A 23,662-nucleotide genomic window follows, 5' to 3' on the forward strand; every position below is an offset into this window, starting at 1 on the left:
AGACCGTTTTGCTATCGCCCCTATTTGCACACAAAAAAACCTAAACCTGACGATGTCATAGGTTTTACAAACTATTTCTGCTATGATAGATACAATTTTGAGACGATTTTTTAGTAATTATTAGACCTTAATTGGACATATCAGATAGGAAATTTTATGAGCAATAATACAGTTCCCGTATTGGCAGCAGTTGTGTTAGGTGCTTTGGCATTATCACCCGTTTTTATCAAAAGTTTTGGCAACGACCCACAAGTAGCCGCCATCGGTAGCCGTCAATTGGCGGGTAATTCAGCCGCTATTAATGCCCAAAGCAGTGAAGTGGCAAAGGTAGGTTATAGCCTAGGTTATATGATGGGTCAAAACGTCAAAAAAGACGCCAAAGACCTCAATCCTGCTGATATCAATCAAGGCATCAATGACGGTTTTAATGGTAAAGAATCGACCATGACCCGTGAAGAAATGATTAAAGCGGTACAAACCTATGAGCAAAACCAAATGCAAAAACGCCTAAAAGACAACCAAACCAAAGGCGAGGCTTTCTTAGCGCAAAATGCTAAAAAAGCGGGTGTTAAAACTACCGCGTCTGGCTTACAGTATGAAGTGCTCAAAGAAGGTACCGGCGCGCAGCCAAAAGCCACAGACATCGTAGCAGTACAATATGAAGGTAAATTGTTAGACGGTAAAGTGTTTGATAGCACCGCACAGCATGGTGGTCAACCTGCGGTATTCCCGCTTAACCAAGTTATCCCGGGTTGGACTGAAGGCTTACAATTGATGAAAGAAGGCGGCAAATATCGCTTCTACATTCCATCAAAACTTGCTTATGGTGAGCAAGGTGCCCCTCAAGGTGGTATTGAGCCAAATAGTGTGCTCATTTTTGATGTTGATTTGCTAAAAGTCAATCCACCGGCTGATGCCGCGCAGCCTGCCGCAGCGGATATCCAAGCCCAACTACAACAACAAATTGAATCCATGCAGTCAGCTTCTCAACCTGCTCAATAGGTGGGGTTGGCGTCGGATAGGTGATCTCAATCAGCTGGGCAAGCGCAACTATCGAATTCGCTCGCCCTACTCATCGGCACGATGGCAAAGGAACATCCCAATGATTTTAGGATATAAAAAAGTAAGTTTAGTGACTGGCATCGCTACTGGCATGCTATTAGCAGTTACGTCAATCAGTGCAAATGCCGCACCCGCCAGCACTGGCACAAACAAAGTTGCGTCCTCTGTGTATGTACCAAAGTCCACAGTGACGGCAACTAGCCCAGCATTGGCACAAGTCGGCTATAGCTTTGGCTATCTGATGGGTGAGAGCAATAAAGACAGTATTGATGACTTAAATCTTGATGCGTTTTTTCAGGGATTTCGAGATGCCTACTCAGCGCAGTCGCCCAATCTTGACAAAAAACAAATGCAAAAAGTATTGCTCGACTATCAAAAAAACAAAGAAATTGCCTATGCCAAAGAAGTACAAGCGTTAGCAGCGAGCAATGCGGCAAAAGGCAAACAGTTCTTGCTAGAAAACGGCAAAAAATCAGGCGTGAAGACTACTGCGTCGGGTCTACAATACCAAGTGCTAACACAAGGAAGAGGCAAATCGCCTAAAGCGACGGACAAAGTCAAAGTCCACTACGAAGGGCGCTTGATTGACGGTACCATTTTTGACAGCTCTTATAAACGTGGCGAACCTGTGACTTTCCCACTCAATCAAGTGATTAAAGGTTGGACAGAAGGGCTACAGTTGATGAAAGAAGGGGGTAAATACCGTCTGTTTGTCCCCACTAATTTGGGGTATGGCGAAGCAGGCAATGCCGATATCGAACCCAATAGCGTGTTGATTTTTGATATTGAGCTGTTACAAGTCAATCCACCTGTGACCCAACCCGTCAAACTTTAAGTTTTCTCCCATCTTAAAGTTTTCCCCCAGCTTGGCTATGAAAAAACGCTCATATTCCTATTGAGCGTTTTTTGTATGATGGGTTGAAAAGCGTACCTTTAAAGCACCTTTTTTAATACTTTAGAGTTACGGGTATTGTCATAAAAAGCATAGCGGTCAGCCGGTAGCGATTCAGCAGGGACTTCCATAAACCCATGCTCGACAAACCAATGTGCGGTACGAGTAGTCAAGACATAGAGTTCATGGATGCCACGGCTACGCGCTTGTTGCTCTAAAAATGCCATCAAATCTGCGCCACGGCTACCATTGCGATAATCGGGATGAACAGCCACACAAGCCACTTCCGCGGCTTGGTCGTTGAGTGGGTATAAAGCCGCGCAGCCTAGCACCATGCCATCACGCTCAATCACGCTAAAGTTTTCGATATCGCTCTCTAAACGCTCACGCGAACGACGGACCAAAATACCTTGTTCTTCGAGTGGCTCTAGCAGTTCAATCAAACCTACCACATCGTCGATATCGGCACGGCGAATTTCTTCATACGGGTCATGGGAAATTAACGTCCCTGAGCCATCACGGGTAAATAACTCTTCAAGCAGTGCACCATCTTTGGCATAGGAGATGATATGGGTACGGTGGATACCGTATTGACAAGCATCGCTTGCCGCCCGTAAGAAACGCGCGATTTCTGAGCTTTCAGGAACATCACGTAAGAAGCGTGTCACTTCATGCGGAATCATTTCTTTAAGCAGGTGAGTGCCATCTTTATAGATACCTGTTTGCTCACCCAAGAAAATTAATTTATCCGCTTTTAGACTAATCGCGGCTTGTAACGCCACATCTTCAGCCAGCAGGTTAAATACTTCGCCTGTCGCAGAATAGCCCATACTGCCCAAAATCACCACATGATCATGGATTAAATTGTTGTGGATGGCTTCGGCATCAATCGCGCGGACTTCTCCAGTAAATTGATAATCGATGCCATTACGGATACCGTAAGGACGGGCGGTGACGAAGTTGCCTGAGATGGCATCAATACGAGAGCCATACATCGGCGAGTTGGCAAGCCCCATGGATAGCTGCGCTTCAATTTGCAGGCGAATTGAGCCAACGGCTTTTAGGATGTACGGCATGGCTTCTTTTGTGGTGATGCGCACATCATCTGCCATCGGTGTTTCGATATGATTCTCGGCAAGATTGGCATCAATTTGCGGACGCGCACCGTGGACGAGTACGAGCTTAATACCAAGACTATGCAGCAGCGCAAAATCATGAATCAAATGGCTAAAATTGTCGTGATTGACTGCTTCGCCATTGAACATAATGACAAAGGTCTTGCCACGATGAGTGTTGATATAGGGCGCAAAGTTACGAAACCATAATACATAAGGCGGGGTAACATAAGCTGGGGTTGTGGCAGCGGCATTTTGTTGGGCAGTATTGGGTAAATCAATCATAGCGTGATAGGCAAGTATAGGGTTATTGTCAGTCATGGTTTCGCCATCGGCAAGTGGTGCATTGCCATGGGTAAAACTTGCTGAAGTATCGGTTGAAGTTGGCATGATAACAGTAGACATGATAAAAAAGTAGACGTACAAACAGCGCACGATAAAGTTTTTGTCTCTTTTAATTAAACATACATGTAATTAAACATACATGTATGTTTAACAGCGTGATTGCGATATGTCGCTAAGAGACTAACGATAAGGCTATCAATAAACCTTACAAAATACAATAGCTAATCTTACTGATTTTGGCTGCGCTGTTTGTATTTAGTAAATTCATCCCGCAACTTTCAACTTGATAGTGAGTTAAATTGTAAAGTTTGTTATGCTAATCTATAGTCGAGCCTTAACCTATTTGACCACCCAATCAGCGGTGTATGCCAACCTGCCAAAAAAAGAGAATACGCTAACACCCGCTGACACAACAATTTTGAACATTTGAAAATCATGATTTAATGGAGAATATTCATGCAAAAGCTTTCAGTATTCGCGCTAATGACCGCCTCACTTGGGGCATCAGCCGCCGCAATGGCTGTGCTACCAACGGTGGCATTAGACCCTGTTGATAATAATCAAGCAGCGCCTATCTCAGCACCCGCTGCTGGTCAAGTTCAAACCCGCATTTTAGCCTCTGTTGTTGGTCAGGATCCACAAGGTCAAGAAGTGTTAAGCCCCGTCAATGCACAAACGCGCCTTGCATCAGGCAACGTCGTAGAGTATCGCGGCTACTTAACCAATAACAGCCCCGACCGTATCCGCAACATGAAAGTGACCATGAACATTCCAGCCAATATGGAATTAGTGAGCACAAGCGATGTGGAGCCAACCCGCGCGTTTGGTAGTATGGACGGTGCCAATTTTCAATATATGCCGCTAAAGACCAACATGAATGGCGTGCTACAGAACCTACCGATGGCTTACTATAAAGCCATACAGTGGGATGTACCAGGTTTGGGTCTTAATGAAGTAGCGATGGTGAAATATCGTTTAAAAGTAAAATAATAAGCGCTCAACGCATAAAACCGCTCAATTGAATGAGCGGTTTTTTTAGTTACAATTTTTGAAACTTGCCGATTTTTTGCTCGATATCGCTGAGCTTTGCTAAGGTTGCAATTTCGCCTGCTTTTATCGTCGCCTCTCTGGCTACGGTATTGGTCGTGCCAATATCACCAACGGCCGGGCGTATCACCACGTCCGCTAATTTAATTTCAGCAGCATTTGCTTGATTGGGCATGACGGCAAATGTCTTATCCAGTAGCGCCCAAAAATCTTGTGGATGGCTATTTTTTGGCGGGCTTGAAACATCTACCGCGATGATAACGTCTGCGCCCATTTGTTTGGCAGTTTGCACAGGCACAAGGCTTGTCAGACCGCCATCGCCATAGCGTTTGTTGTTGATACGTGGCGGTACAAAAACGCCATACACGCTACTGGACGCACGCACCGCAAGACCAGTATTGCCTTTATCAAAGACGGCTTTTTGCTTGGTGGTTAAATCGGTGGCAACGCTGGCAAAACGGATGGGGAGTTTTTCAATCGGTTGATTATCGACTTGAATATTTACCCAGTTTTGTAATTTGATGCCTTCGATAAAGCCTTGTTTGCTCCAGCTATAATCAAGCAATTCATTATTGCTAACATGGGTCGCGATGTCTTCAAGTTCGCTAGCGGACTTGCCACTGGCGTATAAACTACCGACTAGACTGCCGCTACTGGTACCGACGATTAAGTCAGGGGTGATGCCATTTTTTTCCAGTACCTTGATGACGCCGACATGGGCAAAGCCTTTGGCACCGCCCCCGCCTAATACAAGGGCGATTTTGGGTTTTGCTGATGGTTGAACGGATGGTTTAGTAGGTTGTGTGGGTATCAATGGCGTTTTAGTGCAAGCGGTAACCGTAAAAAAAATGCTAGTAGTTATCAGGGCAAAAAAAGAAAGCGGTTTCATAGCAAGCCTAAGTACGTAGAGCAATCATAATGACACTGGGTTGTCTTTTAACTTTTAAAATAGCAATATTTTCTGCCAATTTGGTAAAATTTTTAACCCCAAATTGGGTGGGGTTATAGCCTTTGTTCTTAAGCTCACTGCCAAACTGTCCAATATGTAGCCAACCTTGGTTTTTAGTCAACAATTTTTTGATTATGGGTTTGGCGAAAATCTCATAAATATCATCGAGCAATTTTTGCTCTTGAATGAGCGTAGTCGCATCGGTTAGCAGATTTTTTGTCTTATTTTTACTCGGTTTTTGTCGAATCATTAACAGATTGTTTTGCATTTGGGTTTCAAATAAATCTATCTGATTAAACAAGCTGCGCCACTTACTATAACCGTAATTTTTTGGCGAAATTTTTGGGTAATTGCTATTTAAGTGGCTGATAACTTTGGAAAAATTTGACCAACTATTATTTTGTCGATGATGTTGGATACTTTGCCGACAGGCATTTAATAAAGCTGTGTCTTGTTTTAGTTGCTGCGGCATTACGCGAGCGATAGGCGGCTCAGATACGCTTTCATTCATAGCCAACTTTTGAGTAAAAGATGTATCAGTTAACTGTTGACTTGGGGTTGGTTTGGTCGCGCTATTGCTTGGCTCTGGCGGTATTGTATCATCCATTACAAAATAATCATCGCAAGCGACTTTAAACGATTCTACAGTAGTCGATTTGCCAAAGCCAAAAACTTTCTTGCCTTTGGTACGTAAGTTTTTGGCTAATATGCTAAAGTCACTGTCTGATGAGATGATACAAAAACAGTCGTAATCAAGATAAGATAAGTCAACGGCATCAATAGCTAAAGCGATATCAGTCGCATTTTTACCTTTAACGTAGGCGGGAATATGCACTTGTTCAAGTAATAACTTCAGTGATATATCATCCCAAGTTGTTAGTTTGCCTTGTTTAAAGTCGCCATAAATTCGCTTGCAGGCGATTGTGCTAAAGGTACTGACTTTAGCTAGAATACTTTCAATATTTTTTGCATTGATATTATCGCCATCAATCAAAACAGCAATATTATTAAATGATAAATTTGTTGAGTTCATCGGTTATAAAGCGTAAATTGTGTCGCTATGTATTCTAACTTAATTTGGTGTTTTTTCATGCTATTTTTATTATAGGCAGATAAGCTAACTTTATAATATGACGCTAAAACCTGACATCTTTAATCTTCCTGTTACTGCGCTCGCTGGCGTGGGTAGCAAAATCGCTGAACAGCTTGACCAACTTGGTATTGAGCGCGTGTTTGATTTGTTGCTACATTTGCCGCGTGATTATGAAGATCGCAGCCGACTGGTCAACATGTGTGATGTCGTCGATGGACAATCGGCATTGCTACAAGGCACCGTTGTCCGCGTCGACAACAAAAAGATGGGCTTGAGCGTGACATTGCAAGATAGCACAGCGCAAACAACATTACGCTTTTTCAAGGTCTATCGTGGATTGACCGAAACCATGGCAGTGGGCAATACCTTGCGTGTGTTTGGCGAAATCAGTATAAGTAAGTATGGCACCCAAATCAGCCACCCTGAATATGAAATTATTACTGGACATCAACCCCTGACCAATACAGGGCTCATACCTGTTTATCCAACGGTCAAAAACTTGCATCAAAATAAACTGCGTAGCTTGATTCGACTTGCGCTGCAGACGGTTAAACAAGCCAATCCTGTGATGGCTACTATCAGTGATGCTGAGTGGCAAATCGTACAAAATGCGCTGAGCCAACAGTTTCCGTTACTGGCAGGTAGCCACAACCCATTTGGGGAATTTAGCTTGCTAGAAGCCATTAGCTTTATCCATCAGCCACCGATTTATACCGATTTGAACAAGCAAATTTTGGTATTAGAGGCGTTAAAAAATCGCAGTCATCCGACGTGTCAGCGGCTCATTATCGAAGAAATGCTGGCGCACCAGCTGAGTCTACTGTACCGCAAGCAACAACTTTATCAGCATAAAGCACCGCGCTGCGATGCCACAAGCGCGCTTGCCAATCGGCTGTTAGCCAATTTACCTTTTACCCCTACCCATGCCCAAAATCGGGTAGTAGCGGAAATCGTCAAAGATTTGTCAACGTCAGTGCCCATGCTGCGACTCGTGCAAGGCGATGTTGGCGCAGGCAAAACCTTGGTAGCAGCTTTGGCGGCGTGCTATGCGCTTGATAGCGGCTGGCAAGTGGCAGTGATGGCACCGACAGAGATTTTGGCGGAGCAACATCTTAATAACTTTAAAAGCTGGTTTAAACCGCTTGGCATCGGTGTGGGTTGGCTGGTGGGCAAGCAAACAGCCAAAGCGCGTGAAAAAGCCTTGCAACAAGTACAAGACAACGAGGTACAAATCGTGGTCGGTACGCATGCGCTATTTCAAGAACATGTCAATTTTGCCAAGTTGGGCTTGGTGATTATCGATGAGCAGCACCGTTTTGGGGTGGAGCAGCGAATGGCGCTAGTAGATAAAGGCTTGGCGCATACCACACCGCATCAGCTGATTATGACAGCCACACCCATACCGCGTACCCTTGCCATGAGTGCATTTGGTGATATGGATACGTCCATCATTGATGAGCTGCCGCCCAACCGCACCCCCATCACCACCGTCACCATAAGCCGTGACCGACGTGATGAAGTGATTGAACGTATCGCTGCCAACTGCGAGCAAGGCAAACAAGCTTACTGGGTGTGCCCACTGGTCGAAGAGTCAACCATGCTTGATGCGCAAGCCGCTGAAGCGACTTATGCCGATTTGAATGACAGGCTCAATCTGAACATTGGTTTGGTGCATGGCAAAATGAAGCCCAATGACAAACAAGCGGTCATGGCGGATTTTAAAGCGGGTAAAACCGCTTTGCTAGTGGCTACCACCGTGATTGAAGTCGGGGTCGATGTGCCCAATGCTTCGCTGATGGTGATTGAAAATGCTGAGCGATTAGGGTTATCGCAATTGCACCAGCTACGCGGACGCGTGGGACGTGGCACGCAAAAAAGCTTTTGCGTATTGCTTTATCAAACGCCACTATCAGAAACGGGTATCGAGCGGCTCAATGTGCTACGAGATAGCAACGATGGCTTTGTGATTGCGCAAAAAGATTTGGAACTGCGCGGTGCAGGGGAGCTTTTGGGTAAACGGCAGACGGGGTTTGACAGCTACTATGTCAGTGACCTAGCCAGAGATGAAAGCTTGCTAATCGTGGCGCAAGCGATTGCTAAGTACCTAATTGCTGATGAAAATCGCAAATCACAAGTGCAGCAATATATCAGTCATTGGACACCCGATGCCATCAAATACATTAACGCATGATAGCCCATAGTAGAGGCTTAAATTCTGATAAAGCGTTGTTTTTACGGATAAAGCGCCTATTCACATCCGCAATTTTTTGTTATTTTATGCCATATGACTGATTGATGAATGTACACTTGCATGGCTATTGGTTTTAGTTGATTTTTTATACATGAGGCAATATCACGGTTATTAATTTAGAATTATCAATATTTTAAGGATATATGTTATGCCACAAACCAAATATGATGTACCTATCGCAGACAAAGCGCATGCGGATGAAATCATCAAAAAAACCGAAGACATCAAAGGGGTCAAGTTTGTCAACATTAACCCTAATGGCACCATCGTTGTGACCCATAGTGACGATTTTGATGAAGCGGCATTCAAAACGGCCGTGGGTATCTAGCTACTAGTCTTGATAAGCGACTAGGTTTTTAGCCTAATTTTATTGCCTGTATATTTTATTATAGAGATTTTTGACTGCATAAAAGCTGACTTCGGTCAGCTTTTTTATTGGCTAGAATTTGCCGTAAATTGTTCATTCAATCGTCATACGGTTGTCACCTTCGTCAGCTAATGTTTCCTAGTTATATCACCCATTTTTATCACATTTTGGCTTTGCCTTATCTAGAGGAAACCCCATGACCAAACCGCCTGCTGAGCAAAATTCTCCTATCCACAATTTGCTTAAAGACACCCAGCCATCAACCCCAGCTATCAACCGTCGTCGTTTTTTACAATCTACCTCGCTTGCGACTGCCGCAGGTGCATCGATGATGCTGATGGGCTGTAATAATGACAATGATGATAATGATAACACAGCGCAGGTTAGTTTTTTACATGGCGTAGCCAGTGGTGACCCGCTTGCTGACAAAGTGATTTTATGGACTCGGGTGACACCGGTGAGCAGTGGCAGCAGCCTTGATGTCGAGTGGCAAATTGCCAGTGATAATACGTTTAACACCATCATCCATAAAGGCACGAGCAAAACAAACGGTGGGCAAGATTATACGGTCAAAGTGGATGCCACGGGTTTACAGCCGAATACGTCTTACTTCTATCGATTTATATGTGGTGGTGTCACCAGTCCGATTGGCAAAACCAAAACCCTACCTGTCACGAATGTCAATCAAGTAAAACTTGCGGTGGTGAGCTGTTCAAACTATCCTGCAGGCTATTTTCACGCGTATGCCGATATTGCCAAGCGTAGCGATGTCGATGTGCTGCTGCACTTAGGTGATTATATCTATGAATATGGTCGTCATACCATCGATGACCAAGGTAAAACGGTGCCTGCCTATGCTTCAAGCCAGGCCGCACAGCTCAATCGTGAAGTCATTCCAATGGAAGAATTGCTCACCATTACTGGCTATCGCTTGCGCTATGCCCAATATCGTACCGATAAAGATTTGCAAGCTGTACATGCCGCCATGCCAATGATTGCGGTATGGGACGACCATGAGATTAGTAATGACACCTTCAAAGAAGGTGCCGAAAATCACCAATCTAATGAAGGCGACTGGAATCAGCGCAAAATGGACGCCATGAAAGCCTATCATGAATGGATGCCCACGCGTAATAGTGTGATGACGCAAATTTATCGTAGTTTTGATTTTGGTAATTTACTCAGTCTACATATGCTAGACACCCGTGTCATTGCCCGGGACAAACAGCTAGATTACAATAATTTTTTAGTTAAAGACGCCAATGGTCAGCTCACTTTAGATGCCGCAAAATTCACCGCAGCAATGCAAGATACCAGCCGCCAAATGATTGGTTTGTCACAACAAAACTGGCTAGCAGGTCAATTGCAAGCGTCAAAGTCGACTTGGCAAATTCTAGGCCAGCAAGTGGTGATGGGGCAGATGTTTATTCCTGCACCCGTACTGCTCAACTTTATGAACCCTGCTTTGGGCGTAGATGCCGTCACTTATCTGACCCTAATGCAAAAAGCGCAAACCGCCCCAACTACCTTAACGCCGCAAGAGCAGAGGATGGTACAACAGTTGCAGCAAGCGCCATTCATTCCTTATAACCTGGATGCGTGGGATGGTTATGCGGTGGCACGCGAGATGATTTATGGTATTGCCAACGCGATGCAAAAAAACTTAGTGGTATTGGCAGGCGATACCCATAACGCTTGGGCGAATAATCTAGTCAATGTCAAAGGCGAACCCGTTGGGGTGGAGTTTGCGGTACAGTCAGTGACATCGCCAGGTTTTGAAGAATACTTAGCAACAGTTGACCCAAGACAGTTAGCACTGGGGCTACCTATGCTGGTCAAAGGTGGTACGTTAAAATGGTGTGACACCTCTCAGCGCGGTTATATGATTGTGACAGTGACCCCTGAGCAATGCACCAGCGAGTGGGTATTTGTCAGCGATATCACCAAGCCCACTTATTCAAGTAGTGTTGGTAAAACCATGCGTGTCAAAGTGGGTGAGCCTTTTTTAGTTTAAACAACTTTGACAAAACCCAATAAAAAAGCCGCTAACGTTAGCGGCTTTTTTTTGATACATCATTACATATTTGGGTAGTTTGGACCACCACCGCCTTCTGGCGTGACCCACGTGATGTTTTGTGAGGGGTCTTTGATATCACAAGTTTTACAGTGCACACAGTTTTGTGAGTTGATCACAAATTTTGCGCCGCTGTCACTTTGTACCACTTCATATACCCCTGCTGGGCAGTAACGCTGTGCAGGCTCAGCAAAGATTTTGAGGTTACGCTTAATTGGCACCTCTGGATCGGTTAATTTTAGGTGACAAGGTTGATCTTCAGCGTGGTTGGTATTGGAGATAAACACGGAAGATAATTTATCAAAGGTCAGCTTACCATCGGGCTTTGGATACTCAGGGATATAAGCGTGGTCTGCGCGCTCAAGCACATCGTAGTCTGGCATTCTGTCACGAATAGTCAGAGGCATTTTACCCTTAAATATATTTTGCTCTAGGAAGTTGAATGCACCGCCCATCCAGATACCCATGCGGTGCATCGCATTTGCGAAGTTACGCGCTTGGTACATGTCGTTGTAGAGCCATGATGCTTTGAATTTTTGCTCATAGGTGGGCACTTCGTCATGTTGACGACCGGCAGCAATCGCTTCATACACGGCTTCCGCGGCTAACATACCTGACTTAATGGCGGTATGAGTACCTTTGATTTTTGCTGGGTTTAGGAAACCTGCATCGTCCCCCACTAACACACCACCGGCAAAATATAGTTTTGGTAATGAGTTTAAACCGCCTTTGGTCAAGGCACGCGCACCGTAAGATAAGCGTTTACCGCCTTCTAAAATATTGCGAATGAGCGGGTGGGTTTTTAGACGTTGTAACTCATCAAATGGCGATAGGTAAGGGTTGTGATAAGACAAATCAATCACCATACCAAATGACACTTGGTTGTTTTCATCAAAGTATAACCACCAACCACCATTACTATGCGTCTCGCTAAGTGGCCAACCTGAACCGTGCAGCACCATACCTTCTTGGTGTTTGGCAGGGTCAATTTCCCAAAGCTCTTTTAAGCCAATCCCGTAGTGCTGCGGGTCTTTGCCTTCTGATAGGTTAAAACGGCTGATTAAGCGTTTACCTAAGTGACCACGGCAACCTTCAGCAAAAATGGTGTATTTTGCCAGTAGCTCATAGCCTGGCTCATAGCCTGATTTTGGTTGACCTTCGGCATTGACGCCCATGTCACCCGTCAATACGCCACGAACAGAACCATCTTCGTTGTACAGAATTTCAGCGGCAGAAAAACCTGGGAACATCATCACTTCAAGCTCTTCGGCTTGGGTGGCTAACCAACGCACAAGGTTACCCAATGAGATAATGTAGTTGCCATGGTTGTGCATCAAGCTTGGGACGATTTTTTCTGGCAATTCGCGGTATTTGGTCTCATTTTTGAGCATATAGACGCGGTCACCTTTGGTTTGCACGCGAACGGGCGCACCTTTTTCTTTCCAATCAGGAATCAGTTCAGTCAGTGCGTTAGGTTCCATGACCGCACCTGATAAGATATGGGCACCAAATTCTGACCCTTTTTCAACGATACACACACTAAAATCAGGATTGCCAGCAGCAATGGCAAGTTGACGTAGACGAATTGCCGCAGATAGACCTGAAGGTCCGCCACCCACGATAACTACGTCAAACTCCATTTGCTCGCGTTCGATGTCTTGCATACAAACTCCTTAGAAAAATAAAATTCAGTGATGACAACTTACTTAACCTTGCTCGCATTGGGTTAAACAATGCGATTTATCAGCTTACATCTGACAGCCTTTCAACTTAAGTTGCATCACGATGATTTTTGCAAGGCTAGTGATCTAGAAGGTTAGCCTTTGATTATCAGTTCATCAAATAATTGCTGGCGCAGGCTGGCAATGTTATCAATGGTTTTCTTGATTTTAACATATAATGAATCGTTATATGAATTCAGAAAAAATACTACTTAGTATAATAGATTAACCCTTTAACCACCTAATATTTTTGCAGGAGAAAATGACTGCCGGGCTTAATTTATCGCAGCCAATCTGGCTTGTCTTATGCTATCTATTACCTTTATATACAATAAATCGACACAGGTACTAACAGCGACTATTTGAAACCCAGCGTTGAATTGACTACTATGTACCACAAAGTGATGTCAACACAGCGCATCATGGCATTCATAAACCCATACAATACTCTAAATCCTAATCTAAATAAAAACTACCATAATACGAGCTATAAAATGACTAATACTGATACTAATAATGTAGCATCTAAACCGAGCTTTGATATTAATTTTGATACTAGCTTTGATATAGGCGAGCTAAGCCAACAAATCGAACAATCGGTCGCTTCGCAAGCAGTAGCAGTCGCAAACCATCCGACACGCCAAATTCCACCGCTTGAAAAATGGCAACCCAAACTCAGCGGTGCGATGGATGTGGTGGTCAAAGCCAATGGCGAGTGGTGGCATGAAGGCAGTCAAATCACCCGTCCACTACTCATTGATCTGTTTGCCAAAGTGTTATGGTCAGAGGTTGATGACAACCACCACGTTGAGTATTTTTTAAAAACCCCTGTTGAGAAATGGCAAATTCAAGTAGAAGACGCGCCACTGCTAGTCAATCAAGTGGACGTCATTACCAAGCAATTTGGCGCTACTAGCAAACCGGTGTTGCAGTTCACCACCACGCAAGGCGATGTGGTGATTGCTGACGAGCAGCATCCGATCCGTTTGGGTCTGCCATTTACCCATGCTACCCAGCATGATGCGTCCTTACAGCAAAAACAAGCCAGCCAGCCTTATCTGTTGGTGCGGCAAAATGGTGACTCAGCGCTATACGGACTCATTCATCGCAATGTGTTTTACCATTTGATTGAATTGGGTGAGTTGGTAGAGGGTGAAGAGGGTACGTCATTGATTTTGCACAGTGGTGATAGCATTTTTACCTTGACCATGAGCGCATAAGTCTCAGCGTTAAGCAAACTGTTGATAAGTTTTGAGCAAGTAAAGTGACGAATGGGCTGTCAAATTCGGCCCCGCATTTTTTTGTAGTGAGCGTCTAAAAATTGGTATAAGATAGTGGTCTGTTTTATGGGTAGGCGATTATTTTGCGGTTTAAAATAGCAACACCCTGCGAGTTGGACTGATTAGGCTATGGTAGATTTGGCAAGCGCGCCGATAGGCGTATTTGATTCTGGGTTGGGCGGATTGTCGGTATTGACCCATTTGCAGCGGCGCTTGCCATTTGAACGTTATATCTATCTTGCCGATACCCTGCACGTACCCTATGGCTCACGCAGTGAAGCAGAGATTCGTGAGCTTACCTTGCAGGCCGTGGCATGGCTACATTCGCAAGGCTGTAAACTTATTGTGATAGCTTGCAATAGTGCCTCTGCGCATGGATTACAGGCGGCAAGGCGGCAGTATCCTCAAGTGCCGATTGTCGGTTTAGTCCCCGCATTAAAACCTGCGGTGATGCAGTCGGCGACCAAGCAAGTCGCGGTGTTGGCAACCCCAGCGACCTTGCACGGGTATTTACTCAATGAAGTTATTGAACAAGTCGCCAAACCGCAGCAAGTGACTGTCCACAAATATAGCTTTAACAGCCTAGTGCCTTGGGTGGAATTGGGTATGCCAAGCCATCACCCAGCCGTGACTGATTTAGATCACTTGCTAAGTGAGCTACAGGATAAAAAGGTAGACCAGTTGGTACTGGGCTGTACCCATTTTCCTTTTTTTAAAGCCTATTTGGCACAGCGTATCGATGAGCTGATGACCCACCAAGCTATGGGGCAAGTGGCATTGATTGATTCGGGCGATGCCATTGCCAAACGCGTATATGATTTGCTTGAGCAAGCCAATCAGCTTGCCTCTCATAAAGAGCGACCACGGTTACAGTTTTATGCCACTGCCAACTTGCCCACTACTGAGCAGGCGGCAACGCGTTTGTTGCAGCGATTTTTGCCAGAGTTGGGGATTGATTTTTTTACCTTGTGTGTGACTCAATATGGTGCAGTGTATTGAGCTTGTTGATTAGTCAGCATGGCTTTTTACCCTTTTAAGTTTTAACGATTTAACTTCTAACGATTGAGCTTTTAATCCTTTACCTTTTTAATTAATTGCGTTCATTAGAGCGTTATGGAGAAGATAGCATGTCTCAAAAGAAACGTTATCATATTCATATCTCTTTGGTGAGAAATGAAAATCTCTACCTAGAGAACGCGCTAGAGTACGCGTTATCGAAGGATTATTTTTTGACTTGGGATTTGCTTGCCACCAATACCAATTTTGTTGAGTACAGCCGCCAACAAATCGACCAATGCGATTATATGATTTTTATTTTGGGCAATGATTACGGTCATTTAAGCCTATCTGGTGTCAGTTATCTGCACTTATCTTATATCTATGCGTCTTCAAAACGCGTCCCGATGATTGCGTTAGTCAATACCCAGCCGAGCCAACATGAGCTATTACGCCAACGGTTGGATTTGTTTAATTTGGTGATTAAAGAACAGGGGTTGCGGGTAATTCACTTCGGTCAGACCCATGATGGCGTGTCAGAATGCGTGCGTATGCTTGGGGAAATCAAAGAGAAATTTCCGCGATTAGGTTGGGTCAAAGACACCCGTTCATTGAGCACGCTACCGACAGGCGTTAGTGGCGATTTAAAGTCGATGTTTGTCTCGGATAGATTTCATATCCGTAATGGCGTGCAACCCGCCTTAACTGCCAGTAGTCTAGAGCGCGATCAAAAGCCGCCTGAACTTGAAGCCAGACCGACCCAGGTTACGCCAAAAGAGCTCAATGAAGCGTTATTGGTCAACTATACCGCACACGCGTTTGAAGGCGGCAATTTGCAAGAAATCAGCGCAACTTACACCTTTAGCTGGGGCAATATTGTGCAAACGCTACAAGCATTACCGCAACCGTTTACCAGTAATATGATGTTGACCCAAATTAATGATGCCCTCAAAGATGCTGCAATGGCAGAAGCGCTCAAAATCTCACCCAATATCCATGCGGTCTCGCGCTGTCAAATCAGTAGTATCGATTATCAATGGATAAAAAGCCAACTGGTGAAAAAACGATGGTTGTTCTCGGTCAAAGAAGAGCGAAGTATCCGCGAGCTGTGGCAGATTAACATCATCGTACAAGCTTAATCCGTCATTTTTAACACACCTTTTTTAGTGGTTTATCTCAGTATTTTACCCAAGCATGTTATACCAGCTTTCACCAAGCCATGATTTACTCATGTCATGACAATATTATACAGACCTGCTATCTAGCGTCACATTTGTTTATGCTATGATAATCTCATAACACACATAACGATAACATTGAGGATAAAAGAGGATAAAATTATGAGTACGCATGTCACCCCGCAAGCGGACGATCTTGAAAACAAAATCAATCAACTTGAAGATACCATGCACGAAGCCCAGCAGTTTCGCACCCTTGAAGAGCAAGTCGAAGACATGAAACGCCGTGGCATCAACCCACGTGATAACTTCAAAAAATGGGATGAAGACGAAGAGGACAATTGGGGCAGCAATTCAAAAGGCGAAGTCAAACCGATCCAAATGGATGATGGTGAAGAGCCCACCCCGCCACCTTTTGTATAAAGTTGTCCAATGTGTCAATACTGACAAGACCATATCGATATTAACAAAAACCCTTAATGGTGACATTAAGGGTTTTTTGTTGGGCGATTAGAAAGGTATGATTAACAGGAAACACTAAGGAGTTGTCACCCCACCTTGCCCATTATCGATACGATAGTAACTCGTGCGACCATTGGCATCGCGTACCACTTTAGTCGGCGTGGCAGTAACCGTTGAATTCGGTACAGACTGGTATCGAACAGGCATTTGGGTTGGGTATTGGGTTGGATACTGAGCATTGCCTGCTGGCTGAGTCATTAGCATACGGTAGAGTTTCATACCCGCACGACCATCAGGGTTGACACCTTGCTGACGCTGAAAATCTTGAATTGCATAGCGCGTTTTATCGCCAATCATGCCATCGACTTGACCAATATCATACCCACGATTAAGCAGTGCTTGCTGGATTTCACGGGCTTGACGGCGGCTAATACCGGCATCATCCGTTGGCCAAGGTGTGACAAAGCCGACATTGCTAGTGCGGTTTTGGCTAATCATATCGGACAAATGCGCAATCGCTAGCGCGTAGTTCTCTGACGCATTGTAACTATAAAACGCATCGAAGTTTTTACCCACTAAAAACGCAGGACCTTTACTACCTGCAGGTAATAGCAAACCTGCACTATCAAGGCTAGAGGGTAGCGGCTGACCATTGGCAAGAGTCAGACCTTGACTGCGCCAGTAGCTCATCGGTTTTTTGGCTTTGCGGTTGCTATCTGCCCAAAATCCTGCAGGCAGCTTGACCTCAAACCCCCAAGGCTCGCCCGTGCGATAACCTGCTTTATCCAAGAAATTGGCCGTTGACGCGAGCGCATCAGCTTGGCTGTTGACCAAATCTTTACGTCCATCACCATCAAAATCTTGCGCCAAGCGTAAGAAGGTACTTGGCATAAACTGGGTTTGCCCAAACGCCCCTGCCCATGAGCCAGTCATATCATCACGGCGGATGTCACCATTTTGCAAGATACGCAGCGCGTTGGCGTATTCCGTGCGAAAGTACGACTGACGACGGTCAAAGCAAGACAAGGTCGCTAACGACTGGATTAAATCTTTTTTACCCAGCTGCTTACCAAAGTTCGACTCTACCCCCCAGACGCCAAGTACATCCGTTCCTTTCACCCCATAGCGCTGCTCGATGCGGTTTAGCGTGCTTTGCAGTTGGTTTTTGGCATTGATACCGTCTTGCACACGCTCTTCATCGACCAGACCTGAGAGATAGTCCCACACTTCTTTTTGAAACTCAGGTTGATAGTTGAGCGAGACAATCACACTAGGGTCAGGCTCAGTTGGGCGATATTGTTCTAAAGTGCTGGCTACACCGCGAAAGGTACTGCTATTTTTGAGATTGGATAAACACTGTTGAAACTGGGCATTGCTAAGATTAGGCGGTGTCGGTGCGGCATTGGCTTGGCTAATCATCGCCACACCTGCCAGCGCCATAAAAATCGGAAGTAAACGCATAACAAACCTTGAATAGTGATAGATAAAGACATCAACAAACGGGGTGAATTTTGACTCATTCAAGGGTATAAAAAAAGCCCGCTTAGTGAAAGGAGTAAATGCATTTAATTACATTTTTTCACATTGGGTGATAAAGCGTTAATTTTTGCACGGTTGTGGTAAGTCCAATTATTTAACACGAAAAAATTGGGCATTAACGGTGTAAAGCCCAATTTTGAAAGCATTAATACAGTACCAACAAGGTATTAATACTGTATGGATACGGGTTATTGTTCAATCATAAAACCACTAAAATATTGTTTAAGCTTAGCAAGCTTGGGCGGAATCACAAAGTTGCAATAGCTTTGGGTCGGGTTGTTGGCATAATAATCTTGGTGGTAGTCCTCGGCAACGAAAAACTGCGCAGCAGGATGCACTTCGGTCACCACTTTGATGCCTTGCTCATCACGAAGCTCACCAATCACACGGTCAATAGTCGGTTTTTGCTGCGCTTCATCGGTGTAAAACACCACAGAGGCATATTGTCTGCCGACATCATTACCTTGACGGTCTTGTGTCGTTGGATCATGGGTGGCAAAGAAAATATCCAATACCGTCTCAAGCGGAATAATGGTCTCATCAAAATCGACCTTAATCACTTCGATATGACCGGTATCGCCGCCACAGACGGCTTTGTAGTTGGCGCTTACTTCATCACCGCCCATATAGCCTGATGTGACATCGGTCACACCTTTGACATGACTAAATACGGATTCGGTACACCAAAAACAGCCACCGCCTAAAATAATCGTTTGCATAATAGTACCTTTTTATGGTTATTTCATTGGTTTGATATAAGGATTAAAATAAATTATTAAAAGTAAAACGGGTGAAAATGTTAGAATAGCAAAGTTTACTCGCCATTCAAGTTAGGCAATGTAAACCAAGTTTCCGCTATTTAAAAACCTGACAGTTTAAGCGTTTCTTAAGCGTTCCTTAAGCATTTTATTGTTGAAGCGATCATAAAACTGTCAGCGATACTAAGTCAGCGATACTAAGTCTTAGTAACGCTCAATCAGCCATAGTGAGTCAGCCGCATGAGTCAGCCCCAAGCCAAACCACCCCACGATACCTTATTTACCACGCCGCTAGATGCCAATGCGCGGTTTAGCTTTGATGAGCAAGTGGTGGCTTGTTTTCCCGATATGATTCGTCGTAGTGTGCCTGGCTATGGGCAGATGCTCGCCATGTTGCCGATTTTTGCCAAACGCCATTGCCAGTTTCGCCAAACCAATAGCGACGGCAATAAAGTCAGCCGCGTCTATGACTTGGGCTGTTCACTCGGGGCGGTGAGTTTTGCGCTCGCAGGCGAGTTTGCGCCGCAAGATTTGCAAATCAAAGCCATTGATATCTCAGAGCCAATGATCGCCAAAGCGCAAAGTGTACTGATACCGCATTATCCTGAGCATGATATCGAGCTGATTTGCGCTGATGTGTGTGAGGTGGCGTTTGAGCAGTGCGATATGATTGTGCTCAATTTAACCTTGCAGTTTTTATCCCCTGACAAGCGCGAGCAGTTACTCAAACGCTGTTATGATGCGTTGGCTGAAGGCGGTATTTTGATTTTGACCGAAAAAACCCATTTGCTCGATGAAGCGGACGATGCCTGGCGTGTTGAGCGGTATTATGATTTTAAACGCGCCAATGGCTATAGTGAGATGGAAATCAGTGGTAAACGCAATGCGCTCGAGAATGTGCTTATCACCGATACCCTCAATTTTCATCATCAGCGTTTAGCAACAGTAGGGTTTGACCGCCATTTGACGTGGTTTCAGTTTTTAAACTTTGCGTCGATTATTGCGTTTAAGTGATGATTGCCCTTAAAAGATGAAAACCTGTCAATCCTAAAAGAGTCCACCATGAACCATACCATCAAAACTGCCGAAACCGACGTCTATCTTACCTTGCTGCAATTGGCGGAAAAATACCCAGTTGCCAATGAATGGCTTGCCAAGTTGCCCAACTGGCTCGCTACCATCAAAGACAAATCACGCTACGCCCATGCCCCATTTTATCAATCGCTTATTGAGCGCTTGCCCGTGGTTGACAACGCGCAAGTAGACTTAAATCAACCCTGTATCACCGCAGCATTTGATTGGCAAGACAATGAATACAAGCAAACCCATGCGCTACTCAAACGTTTGATGCCGTGGCGCAAAGGCGGTTTTTTACTGGGTCAAGATGAGCTGCAAATCCATATTGATACCGAATGGCGCAGTGACTGGAAATGGGATAGGGTGTTGCCACATATCAGCCCACTTCACGGCAAACGCGTGCTAGACGTGGGCGGCGGTTCGGGTTATCACGGCTGGCGTATGGCGGGCGCAGGGGCAAGCACGGTGATTGTGATTGACCCATCGTGTCTGTTTTATCACCAGTTTATGGCGATTCGCCATTTTGTGGGGCAGGCTGACCGTAACGATTTTGGACGCAACACGGTGCACTATGTGCCTGTACCGCTTGAAGCCTTGCCCAATCCTAGCTTGACTAGTGGGCAAGCAGGTCTGTTTCATACCGTGTTTAGTATGGGCGTTCTGTATCACCGCGCGTCACCGTTTGAGCATCTTGAGCAACTATACAATCAGCTAGCAAAAGGCGGAGAATTGGTACTAGAAACCTTGGTGATTGAAGGGGATGCAACATCCGTGCTAGTGCCAAGTGAGCGCTATGCACAGATGAATAACGTGTATTTTATCCCCTCAGTTGCGGCACTGGCGCTGTGGCTGTACAAAGTAGGCTTTGTGGCGGTGCGCTGTGTCGATGTGGATGTGACATCGACGGATGAACAACGCAAAACCGACTGGATGGATTATCAATCTTTAAGCGATTTTCTTGACCCAACTGATGACACCAAGACCATTGAAGGCTATCAACGCCCGACCCGTGCGGTGATGATAGCCAAACGACCGTAACGGTAACATAAACAAGTAACATGGGTAATGCGGTTTGGGGTAATGGCGTTTTAGGCTAGTAAGGTTTAGAGCAGGGTAGTTTAAAGCGTCCTACTAAAATACCACTCCAAGACCATTTTGATGAGAAAGCCAAAAAAACCGCCGCCCAGTGCCAAGAAAATCCAAAATGTGCCTTGTTTGCCTGCATTGTTTTTCTTGGAAATATCGTACATGATAAAAAATAAAAACGCGATAAAGATAGGCAGCAGCACATACATGCCAAGTTTGGTGATTAACTCACTAGAGACTAAAACAAACATGTTATTATCCTATGATTGTCATCAGACATTAAAAAATTTTAGCACATATTATACGCCAAAAAACCGCGTTTCCTTGTAATGGCATGTATCTTTTGACAGGATTATAATGAAAAAACCATCAAAAATTGGTATATTGAACGCCAAAATCCATGCCCATCGATTATGAGCGAGTGATAGCCTCAAATCGATGGTGAATCATTGATTTATCGTGCTTTTTTAGCTATCAATCCTGCAACAAAACCTGTAAGCCAACAAAGAGAATTTCCATGTCAGAACAACAACCCGTCATTTCGCAAGCCTTAGCATTAGTGGTGGAATCACTAAAACAACAGCAAATTTTGCCAATCGATTGGGTTGATAACAGTACCATCAGCCGCACCAAAGACCAAGCGCACGGCGATTTTGCTAGTAACCTTGCCATGATAGCTGCCAAGACTGCCAAGAAAAACCCGCGTGAACTGGCGCAAACCATCGTGGCGATGTTGCCTGCCTCGGACATGATTAGCAAAGTTGAGATTGCAGGACCGGGGTTTATTAACTTTTTCTTAGATGATAACGCGCGTTTTGCTATCTTAGACACCATTATGGATCAAAAAGGCGACTTTGGAACATCCGAAGAATTTGCCGGTCAAAAAATCCAAGTTGAGTTTGTCTCTGCCAACCCAACCTCAAGCCTACACGTGGGTCACGGTCGAGGCGCTGCGTTTGGCATGAGCGTGGCCAATTTACTAGAGGCGGTTGGCTACCAAGTCGGGCGGGAATATTATGTCAATGATGCGGGTCGTCAGATGGATATTTTGGCAACCAGTACCTATTTGCGCTACCTTGAGCTGTGCGGTGAGCCAATTGTATTTCCCACCAATGCCTACCAAGGCGATTATGTCAAAGATATTGCCAAACCCATCAAAAAACAGCATGGCGATAGCCTAAAAACCGCTTGGGCACATATGCTACTCAATGTACCTGCCGATGCCGAGTACCAAATCGATGCCAACGGCGAAAAAGTATGTGTCTCAGGTGATAAAGAAGCCCATATTGACGGGCTGATTGCCAATGCCAAAGCCAATTTGGGCGATAACTATCAGATTTTTCATGAAGCCGCACTTAGTACAATCTTGGCAGATATCCAAGATGATTTGGCGGATTTTAACGTCCATTTTGATCAATGGTTTAGCGAAAAATCAATTCAAGATGCCATTGTGCCTGCTTTGGAGTTATTAGAGCAGCGGGGTTTTCTGTACCAAAAAGACGGCAACTTGTGGTTTAAATCCACCGAATTTGGCGATGAAAAAGACCGTGTCGTCCGCCGTGCCAATGGTCAATTTACTTATTTTGCCTCGGATATCGCCTACCACAAAGACAAGCTTGACCGCGGCTATGACAAAATTATTGATGTGTGGGGCTCAGACCACCACGGCTACATCAAACGCGTGAAAGCGGCGTTGACGGCGATGGGCTACGATGCCCAGCGTATGGATGTGATTTTGGTGCAGTTTGTCACCCTATGGCGCGGTACAGAGCAAATCCAGATGTCATCACGCTCAGGTCAGTTTGTGACCTTACGTGAACTGCGTCAAGAAGTCGGCAATGATGCCGCGCGCTTTTATTATGTCGCGCGTAAACCAGAACAGCACATTGACTTTGACTTAGAGCTTGCCAAATCGCATACCAAAGATAATGCAGTGTATTATATTCAATATGCGCATGCGCGTATTTGCCGTGTGCTTGAGCGTACTGAAGAGCGCGGTATTAAGGTCGATGACAAAGCCGGCAAAGCACACCAGCATCTGTTGACCCAACCTGCTGAAACGGATTTATTGAGCTTACTGGCTTCTTACCCTGAAGTGCTACGCCGTGCTGCCGTTAATTATGAGCCGCATTTATTGACCAATTACCTCAAAGATTTGGCAAGCTTGTTCCACGGTTGGTACAACGACAACCGTATCTTACCTAAAGATGGCGAAACCCCAACCCAAGACGAGCTTGACTTGATGCAAGCGCGTCTGCGGTTATCAAAGTCGGTACGCCAAGTGATTCAAAATGGCTTAATTTTGCTCGGATTAACGGCACCAACCAGTATGTGATATGATTAGGATACGCTAAAAACGCTGTAATATTA

Annotated in this window: 20 protein-coding genes; 13 read left to right on the top strand and 7 right to left on the bottom strand. The window is 44.9% G+C overall.

The window, feature by feature from the left end:
• Positions 1-156 precede the first annotated feature (156 nt).
• Positions 157-1,002: an FKBP-type peptidyl-prolyl cis-trans isomerase gene (locus ACAM37_RS00365; RefSeq protein WP_369626265.1), complete on the top strand. Its 846-nt coding sequence runs from the start codon at positions 157-159 to the stop codon at positions 1,000-1,002.
• A 100-nt stretch (positions 1,003-1,102) separates the two neighbouring features.
• Positions 1,103-1,897 (top strand): FKBP-type peptidyl-prolyl cis-trans isomerase, encoded by a 795-nt coding sequence (locus tag ACAM37_RS00370; RefSeq protein ID WP_369626266.1) that lies wholly within the window; start codon positions 1,103-1,105, stop codon positions 1,895-1,897.
• Positions 1,898-1,995: 98 nt separating this feature from the next.
• On the opposite strand, the gene argA is transcribed toward ACAM37_RS00370, so the two are convergent.
• Positions 1,996-3,354 carry an amino-acid N-acetyltransferase gene (gene argA / locus ACAM37_RS00375; RefSeq protein ID WP_065253583.1) on the bottom strand — a complete coding sequence of 453 codons (1,359 nt, stop codon included), beginning with the start codon at positions 3,352-3,354 and terminating at the stop codon, positions 1,996-1,998.
• A 516-nt stretch (positions 3,355-3,870) separates the two neighbouring features.
• Between argA and ACAM37_RS00380 the strand changes: the two genes are divergently transcribed.
• Positions 3,871-4,404, top strand: coding sequence for a hypothetical protein (locus ACAM37_RS00380; RefSeq protein ID WP_065253570.1), 534 nt, complete (start codon positions 3,871-3,873; stop codon positions 4,402-4,404).
• 49 nt (positions 4,405-4,453) lie between these two features.
• On the opposite strand, the gene ACAM37_RS00385 is transcribed toward ACAM37_RS00380, so the two are convergent.
• Both ACAM37_RS00385 and ACAM37_RS00390 read right to left on the bottom strand, forming a co-directional pair.
• The gene (locus tag ACAM37_RS00385; RefSeq protein WP_099807409.1) at positions 4,454-5,350 is read right to left on the bottom strand and encodes a patatin-like phospholipase family protein; all 897 of its coding nucleotides are present in this window, start codon (positions 5,348-5,350) and stop codon (positions 4,454-4,456) included.
• Positions 5,351-5,357: 7 nt separating this feature from the next.
• On the bottom strand, positions 5,358-6,443 hold the full coding sequence (locus tag ACAM37_RS00390; RefSeq protein WP_099807410.1) for an NYN domain-containing protein: 1,086 nt from the start codon (positions 6,441-6,443) through the stop codon (positions 5,358-5,360).
• Positions 6,444-6,540: 97 nt separating this feature from the next.
• Between ACAM37_RS00390 and recG the strand changes: the two genes are divergently transcribed.
• The 3 genes from recG (at position 6,541) to ACAM37_RS00405 (ending at position 11,135) form a co-directional block, all read left to right on the top strand.
• Positions 6,541-8,694, top strand: coding sequence for an ATP-dependent DNA helicase RecG (recG, locus tag ACAM37_RS00395; protein ID WP_099807411.1), 2,154 nt, complete (start codon positions 6,541-6,543; stop codon positions 8,692-8,694).
• 208 nt (positions 8,695-8,902) lie between these two features.
• Complete coding sequence (locus ACAM37_RS00400; protein WP_007115860.1) at positions 8,903-9,082, top strand: hypothetical protein; 180 nt, start codon at positions 8,903-8,905, stop codon at positions 9,080-9,082.
• A 235-nt stretch (positions 9,083-9,317) separates the two neighbouring features.
• The gene (locus ACAM37_RS00405) at positions 9,318-11,135 is read left to right on the top strand and encodes an alkaline phosphatase D family protein (protein ID WP_369626267.1); all 1,818 of its coding nucleotides are present in this window, start codon (positions 9,318-9,320) and stop codon (positions 11,133-11,135) included.
• A gap of 62 nt (positions 11,136-11,197) precedes the next feature.
• On the opposite strand, the gene ACAM37_RS00410 is transcribed toward ACAM37_RS00405, so the two are convergent.
• The gene (locus tag ACAM37_RS00410) at positions 11,198-12,859 is read right to left on the bottom strand and encodes an electron transfer flavoprotein-ubiquinone oxidoreductase (protein WP_007115862.1); all 1,662 of its coding nucleotides are present in this window, start codon (positions 12,857-12,859) and stop codon (positions 11,198-11,200) included.
• Positions 12,860-13,410: 551 nt separating this feature from the next.
• Between ACAM37_RS00410 and ACAM37_RS00415 the strand changes: the two genes are divergently transcribed.
• The 4 genes from ACAM37_RS00415 (at position 13,411) to ACAM37_RS00430 (ending at position 16,793) form a co-directional block, all read left to right on the top strand.
• On the top strand, positions 13,411-14,136 hold the full coding sequence (locus ACAM37_RS00415; RefSeq protein ID WP_369626268.1) for a DUF1285 domain-containing protein: 726 nt from the start codon (positions 13,411-13,413) through the stop codon (positions 14,134-14,136).
• A gap of 189 nt (positions 14,137-14,325) precedes the next feature.
• Positions 14,326-15,195, top strand: coding sequence for a glutamate racemase (gene murI, locus ACAM37_RS00420; protein ID WP_369626269.1), 870 nt, complete (start codon positions 14,326-14,328; stop codon positions 15,193-15,195).
• A 128-nt stretch (positions 15,196-15,323) separates the two neighbouring features.
• Positions 15,324-16,331: a DUF4062 domain-containing protein gene (locus tag ACAM37_RS00425; RefSeq protein WP_369626270.1), complete on the top strand. Its 1,008-nt coding sequence runs from the start codon at positions 15,324-15,326 to the stop codon at positions 16,329-16,331.
• A gap of 201 nt (positions 16,332-16,532) precedes the next feature.
• Positions 16,533-16,793, top strand: coding sequence for a hypothetical protein (locus ACAM37_RS00430; RefSeq protein ID WP_369626271.1), 261 nt, complete (start codon positions 16,533-16,535; stop codon positions 16,791-16,793).
• Between the two features lie 114 nt (positions 16,794-16,907).
• On the opposite strand, the gene ACAM37_RS00435 is transcribed toward ACAM37_RS00430, so the two are convergent.
• Positions 16,908-18,293 (bottom strand): lytic murein transglycosylase, encoded by a 1,386-nt coding sequence (locus ACAM37_RS00435; RefSeq protein WP_369626272.1) that lies wholly within the window; start codon positions 18,291-18,293, stop codon positions 16,908-16,910.
• 266 nt (positions 18,294-18,559) lie between these two features.
• Positions 18,560-19,090 (bottom strand): peptide-methionine (S)-S-oxide reductase MsrA, encoded by a 531-nt coding sequence (gene msrA, locus ACAM37_RS00440; RefSeq protein ID WP_144918667.1) that lies wholly within the window; start codon positions 19,088-19,090, stop codon positions 18,560-18,562.
• 279 nt (positions 19,091-19,369) lie between these two features.
• Here msrA and cmoA point away from each other — a divergent pair, with 279 nt between their 5' ends.
• Both cmoA and cmoB read left to right on the top strand, forming a co-directional pair.
• Positions 19,370-20,143, top strand: coding sequence for a carboxy-S-adenosyl-L-methionine synthase CmoA (cmoA, locus tag ACAM37_RS00445; RefSeq protein ID WP_369626273.1), 774 nt, complete (start codon positions 19,370-19,372; stop codon positions 20,141-20,143).
• A 48-nt stretch (positions 20,144-20,191) separates the two neighbouring features.
• Positions 20,192-21,244, top strand: coding sequence for a tRNA 5-methoxyuridine(34)/uridine 5-oxyacetic acid(34) synthase CmoB (cmoB, locus tag ACAM37_RS00450; protein WP_369626274.1), 1,053 nt, complete (start codon positions 20,192-20,194; stop codon positions 21,242-21,244).
• 80 nt (positions 21,245-21,324) lie between these two features.
• Here the strand turns inward: cmoB and ACAM37_RS00455 are convergent, their stop codons facing one another.
• Positions 21,325-21,543 carry a DUF2788 domain-containing protein gene (locus ACAM37_RS00455; RefSeq protein WP_007117392.1) on the bottom strand — a complete coding sequence of 73 codons (219 nt, stop codon included), beginning with the start codon at positions 21,541-21,543 and terminating at the stop codon, positions 21,325-21,327.
• Positions 21,544-21,809: 266 nt separating this feature from the next.
• Between ACAM37_RS00455 and argS the strand changes: the two genes are divergently transcribed.
• The gene (argS, locus tag ACAM37_RS00460) at positions 21,810-23,627 is read left to right on the top strand and encodes an arginine--tRNA ligase (protein ID WP_369626275.1); all 1,818 of its coding nucleotides are present in this window, start codon (positions 21,810-21,812) and stop codon (positions 23,625-23,627) included.
• Positions 23,628-23,662: the final 35 nt, after the last annotated feature.

This window comes from Moraxella sp. K23, assembly GCF_041154765.1.
Taxonomy (GTDB): domain Bacteria; phylum Pseudomonadota; class Gammaproteobacteria; order Pseudomonadales; family Moraxellaceae; genus Faucicola; species Faucicola tetraodonis.

What these genes read in the sequence shown, in the direction of transcription:
- ACAM37_RS00365 (WP_369626265.1), top strand. Translation starts at nt 157, where the DNA reads ATGAGCAATAATACAGTTCCCGTATTGGCAGCAGTTGTGTTAGGTGCT.
- ACAM37_RS00370 (WP_369626266.1), top strand. Translation starts at nt 1,103, where the DNA reads ATGATTTTAGGATATAAAAAAGTAAGTTTAGTGACTGGCATCGCTACT.
- argA (WP_065253583.1), bottom strand. Translation starts at nt 3,354, where the DNA reads ATGATTGATTTACCCAATACTGCCCAACAAAATGCCGCTGCCACAACC.
- ACAM37_RS00380 (WP_065253570.1), top strand. Translation starts at nt 3,871, where the DNA reads ATGCAAAAGCTTTCAGTATTCGCGCTAATGACCGCCTCACTTGGGGCA.
- ACAM37_RS00385 (WP_099807409.1), bottom strand. Translation starts at nt 5,350, where the DNA reads ATGAAACCGCTTTCTTTTTTTGCCCTGATAACTACTAGCATTTTTTTT.
- ACAM37_RS00390 (WP_099807410.1), bottom strand. Translation starts at nt 6,443, where the DNA reads ATGAACTCAACAAATTTATCATTTAATAATATTGCTGTTTTGATTGAT.
- recG (WP_099807411.1), top strand. Translation starts at nt 6,541, where the DNA reads ATGACGCTAAAACCTGACATCTTTAATCTTCCTGTTACTGCGCTCGCT.
- ACAM37_RS00400 (WP_007115860.1), top strand. Translation starts at nt 8,903, where the DNA reads ATGCCACAAACCAAATATGATGTACCTATCGCAGACAAAGCGCATGCG.
- ACAM37_RS00405 (WP_369626267.1), top strand. Translation starts at nt 9,318, where the DNA reads ATGACCAAACCGCCTGCTGAGCAAAATTCTCCTATCCACAATTTGCTT.
- ACAM37_RS00410 (WP_007115862.1), bottom strand. Translation starts at nt 12,859, where the DNA reads ATGCAAGACATCGAACGCGAGCAAATGGAGTTTGACGTAGTTATCGTG.
- ACAM37_RS00415 (WP_369626268.1), top strand. Translation starts at nt 13,411, where the DNA reads ATGACTAATACTGATACTAATAATGTAGCATCTAAACCGAGCTTTGAT.
- murI (WP_369626269.1), top strand. Translation starts at nt 14,326, where the DNA reads ATGGTAGATTTGGCAAGCGCGCCGATAGGCGTATTTGATTCTGGGTTG.
- ACAM37_RS00425 (WP_369626270.1), top strand. Translation starts at nt 15,324, where the DNA reads ATGTCTCAAAAGAAACGTTATCATATTCATATCTCTTTGGTGAGAAAT.
- ACAM37_RS00430 (WP_369626271.1), top strand. Translation starts at nt 16,533, where the DNA reads ATGAGTACGCATGTCACCCCGCAAGCGGACGATCTTGAAAACAAAATC.
- ACAM37_RS00435 (WP_369626272.1), bottom strand. Translation starts at nt 18,293, where the DNA reads ATGCGTTTACTTCCGATTTTTATGGCGCTGGCAGGTGTGGCGATGATT.
- msrA (WP_144918667.1), bottom strand. Translation starts at nt 19,090, where the DNA reads ATGCAAACGATTATTTTAGGCGGTGGCTGTTTTTGGTGTACCGAATCC.
- cmoA (WP_369626273.1), top strand. Translation starts at nt 19,370, where the DNA reads ATGAGTCAGCCCCAAGCCAAACCACCCCACGATACCTTATTTACCACG.
- cmoB (WP_369626274.1), top strand. Translation starts at nt 20,192, where the DNA reads ATGAACCATACCATCAAAACTGCCGAAACCGACGTCTATCTTACCTTG.
- ACAM37_RS00455 (WP_007117392.1), bottom strand. Translation starts at nt 21,543, where the DNA reads ATGTTTGTTTTAGTCTCTAGTGAGTTAATCACCAAACTTGGCATGTAT.
- argS (WP_369626275.1), top strand. Translation starts at nt 21,810, where the DNA reads ATGTCAGAACAACAACCCGTCATTTCGCAAGCCTTAGCATTAGTGGTG.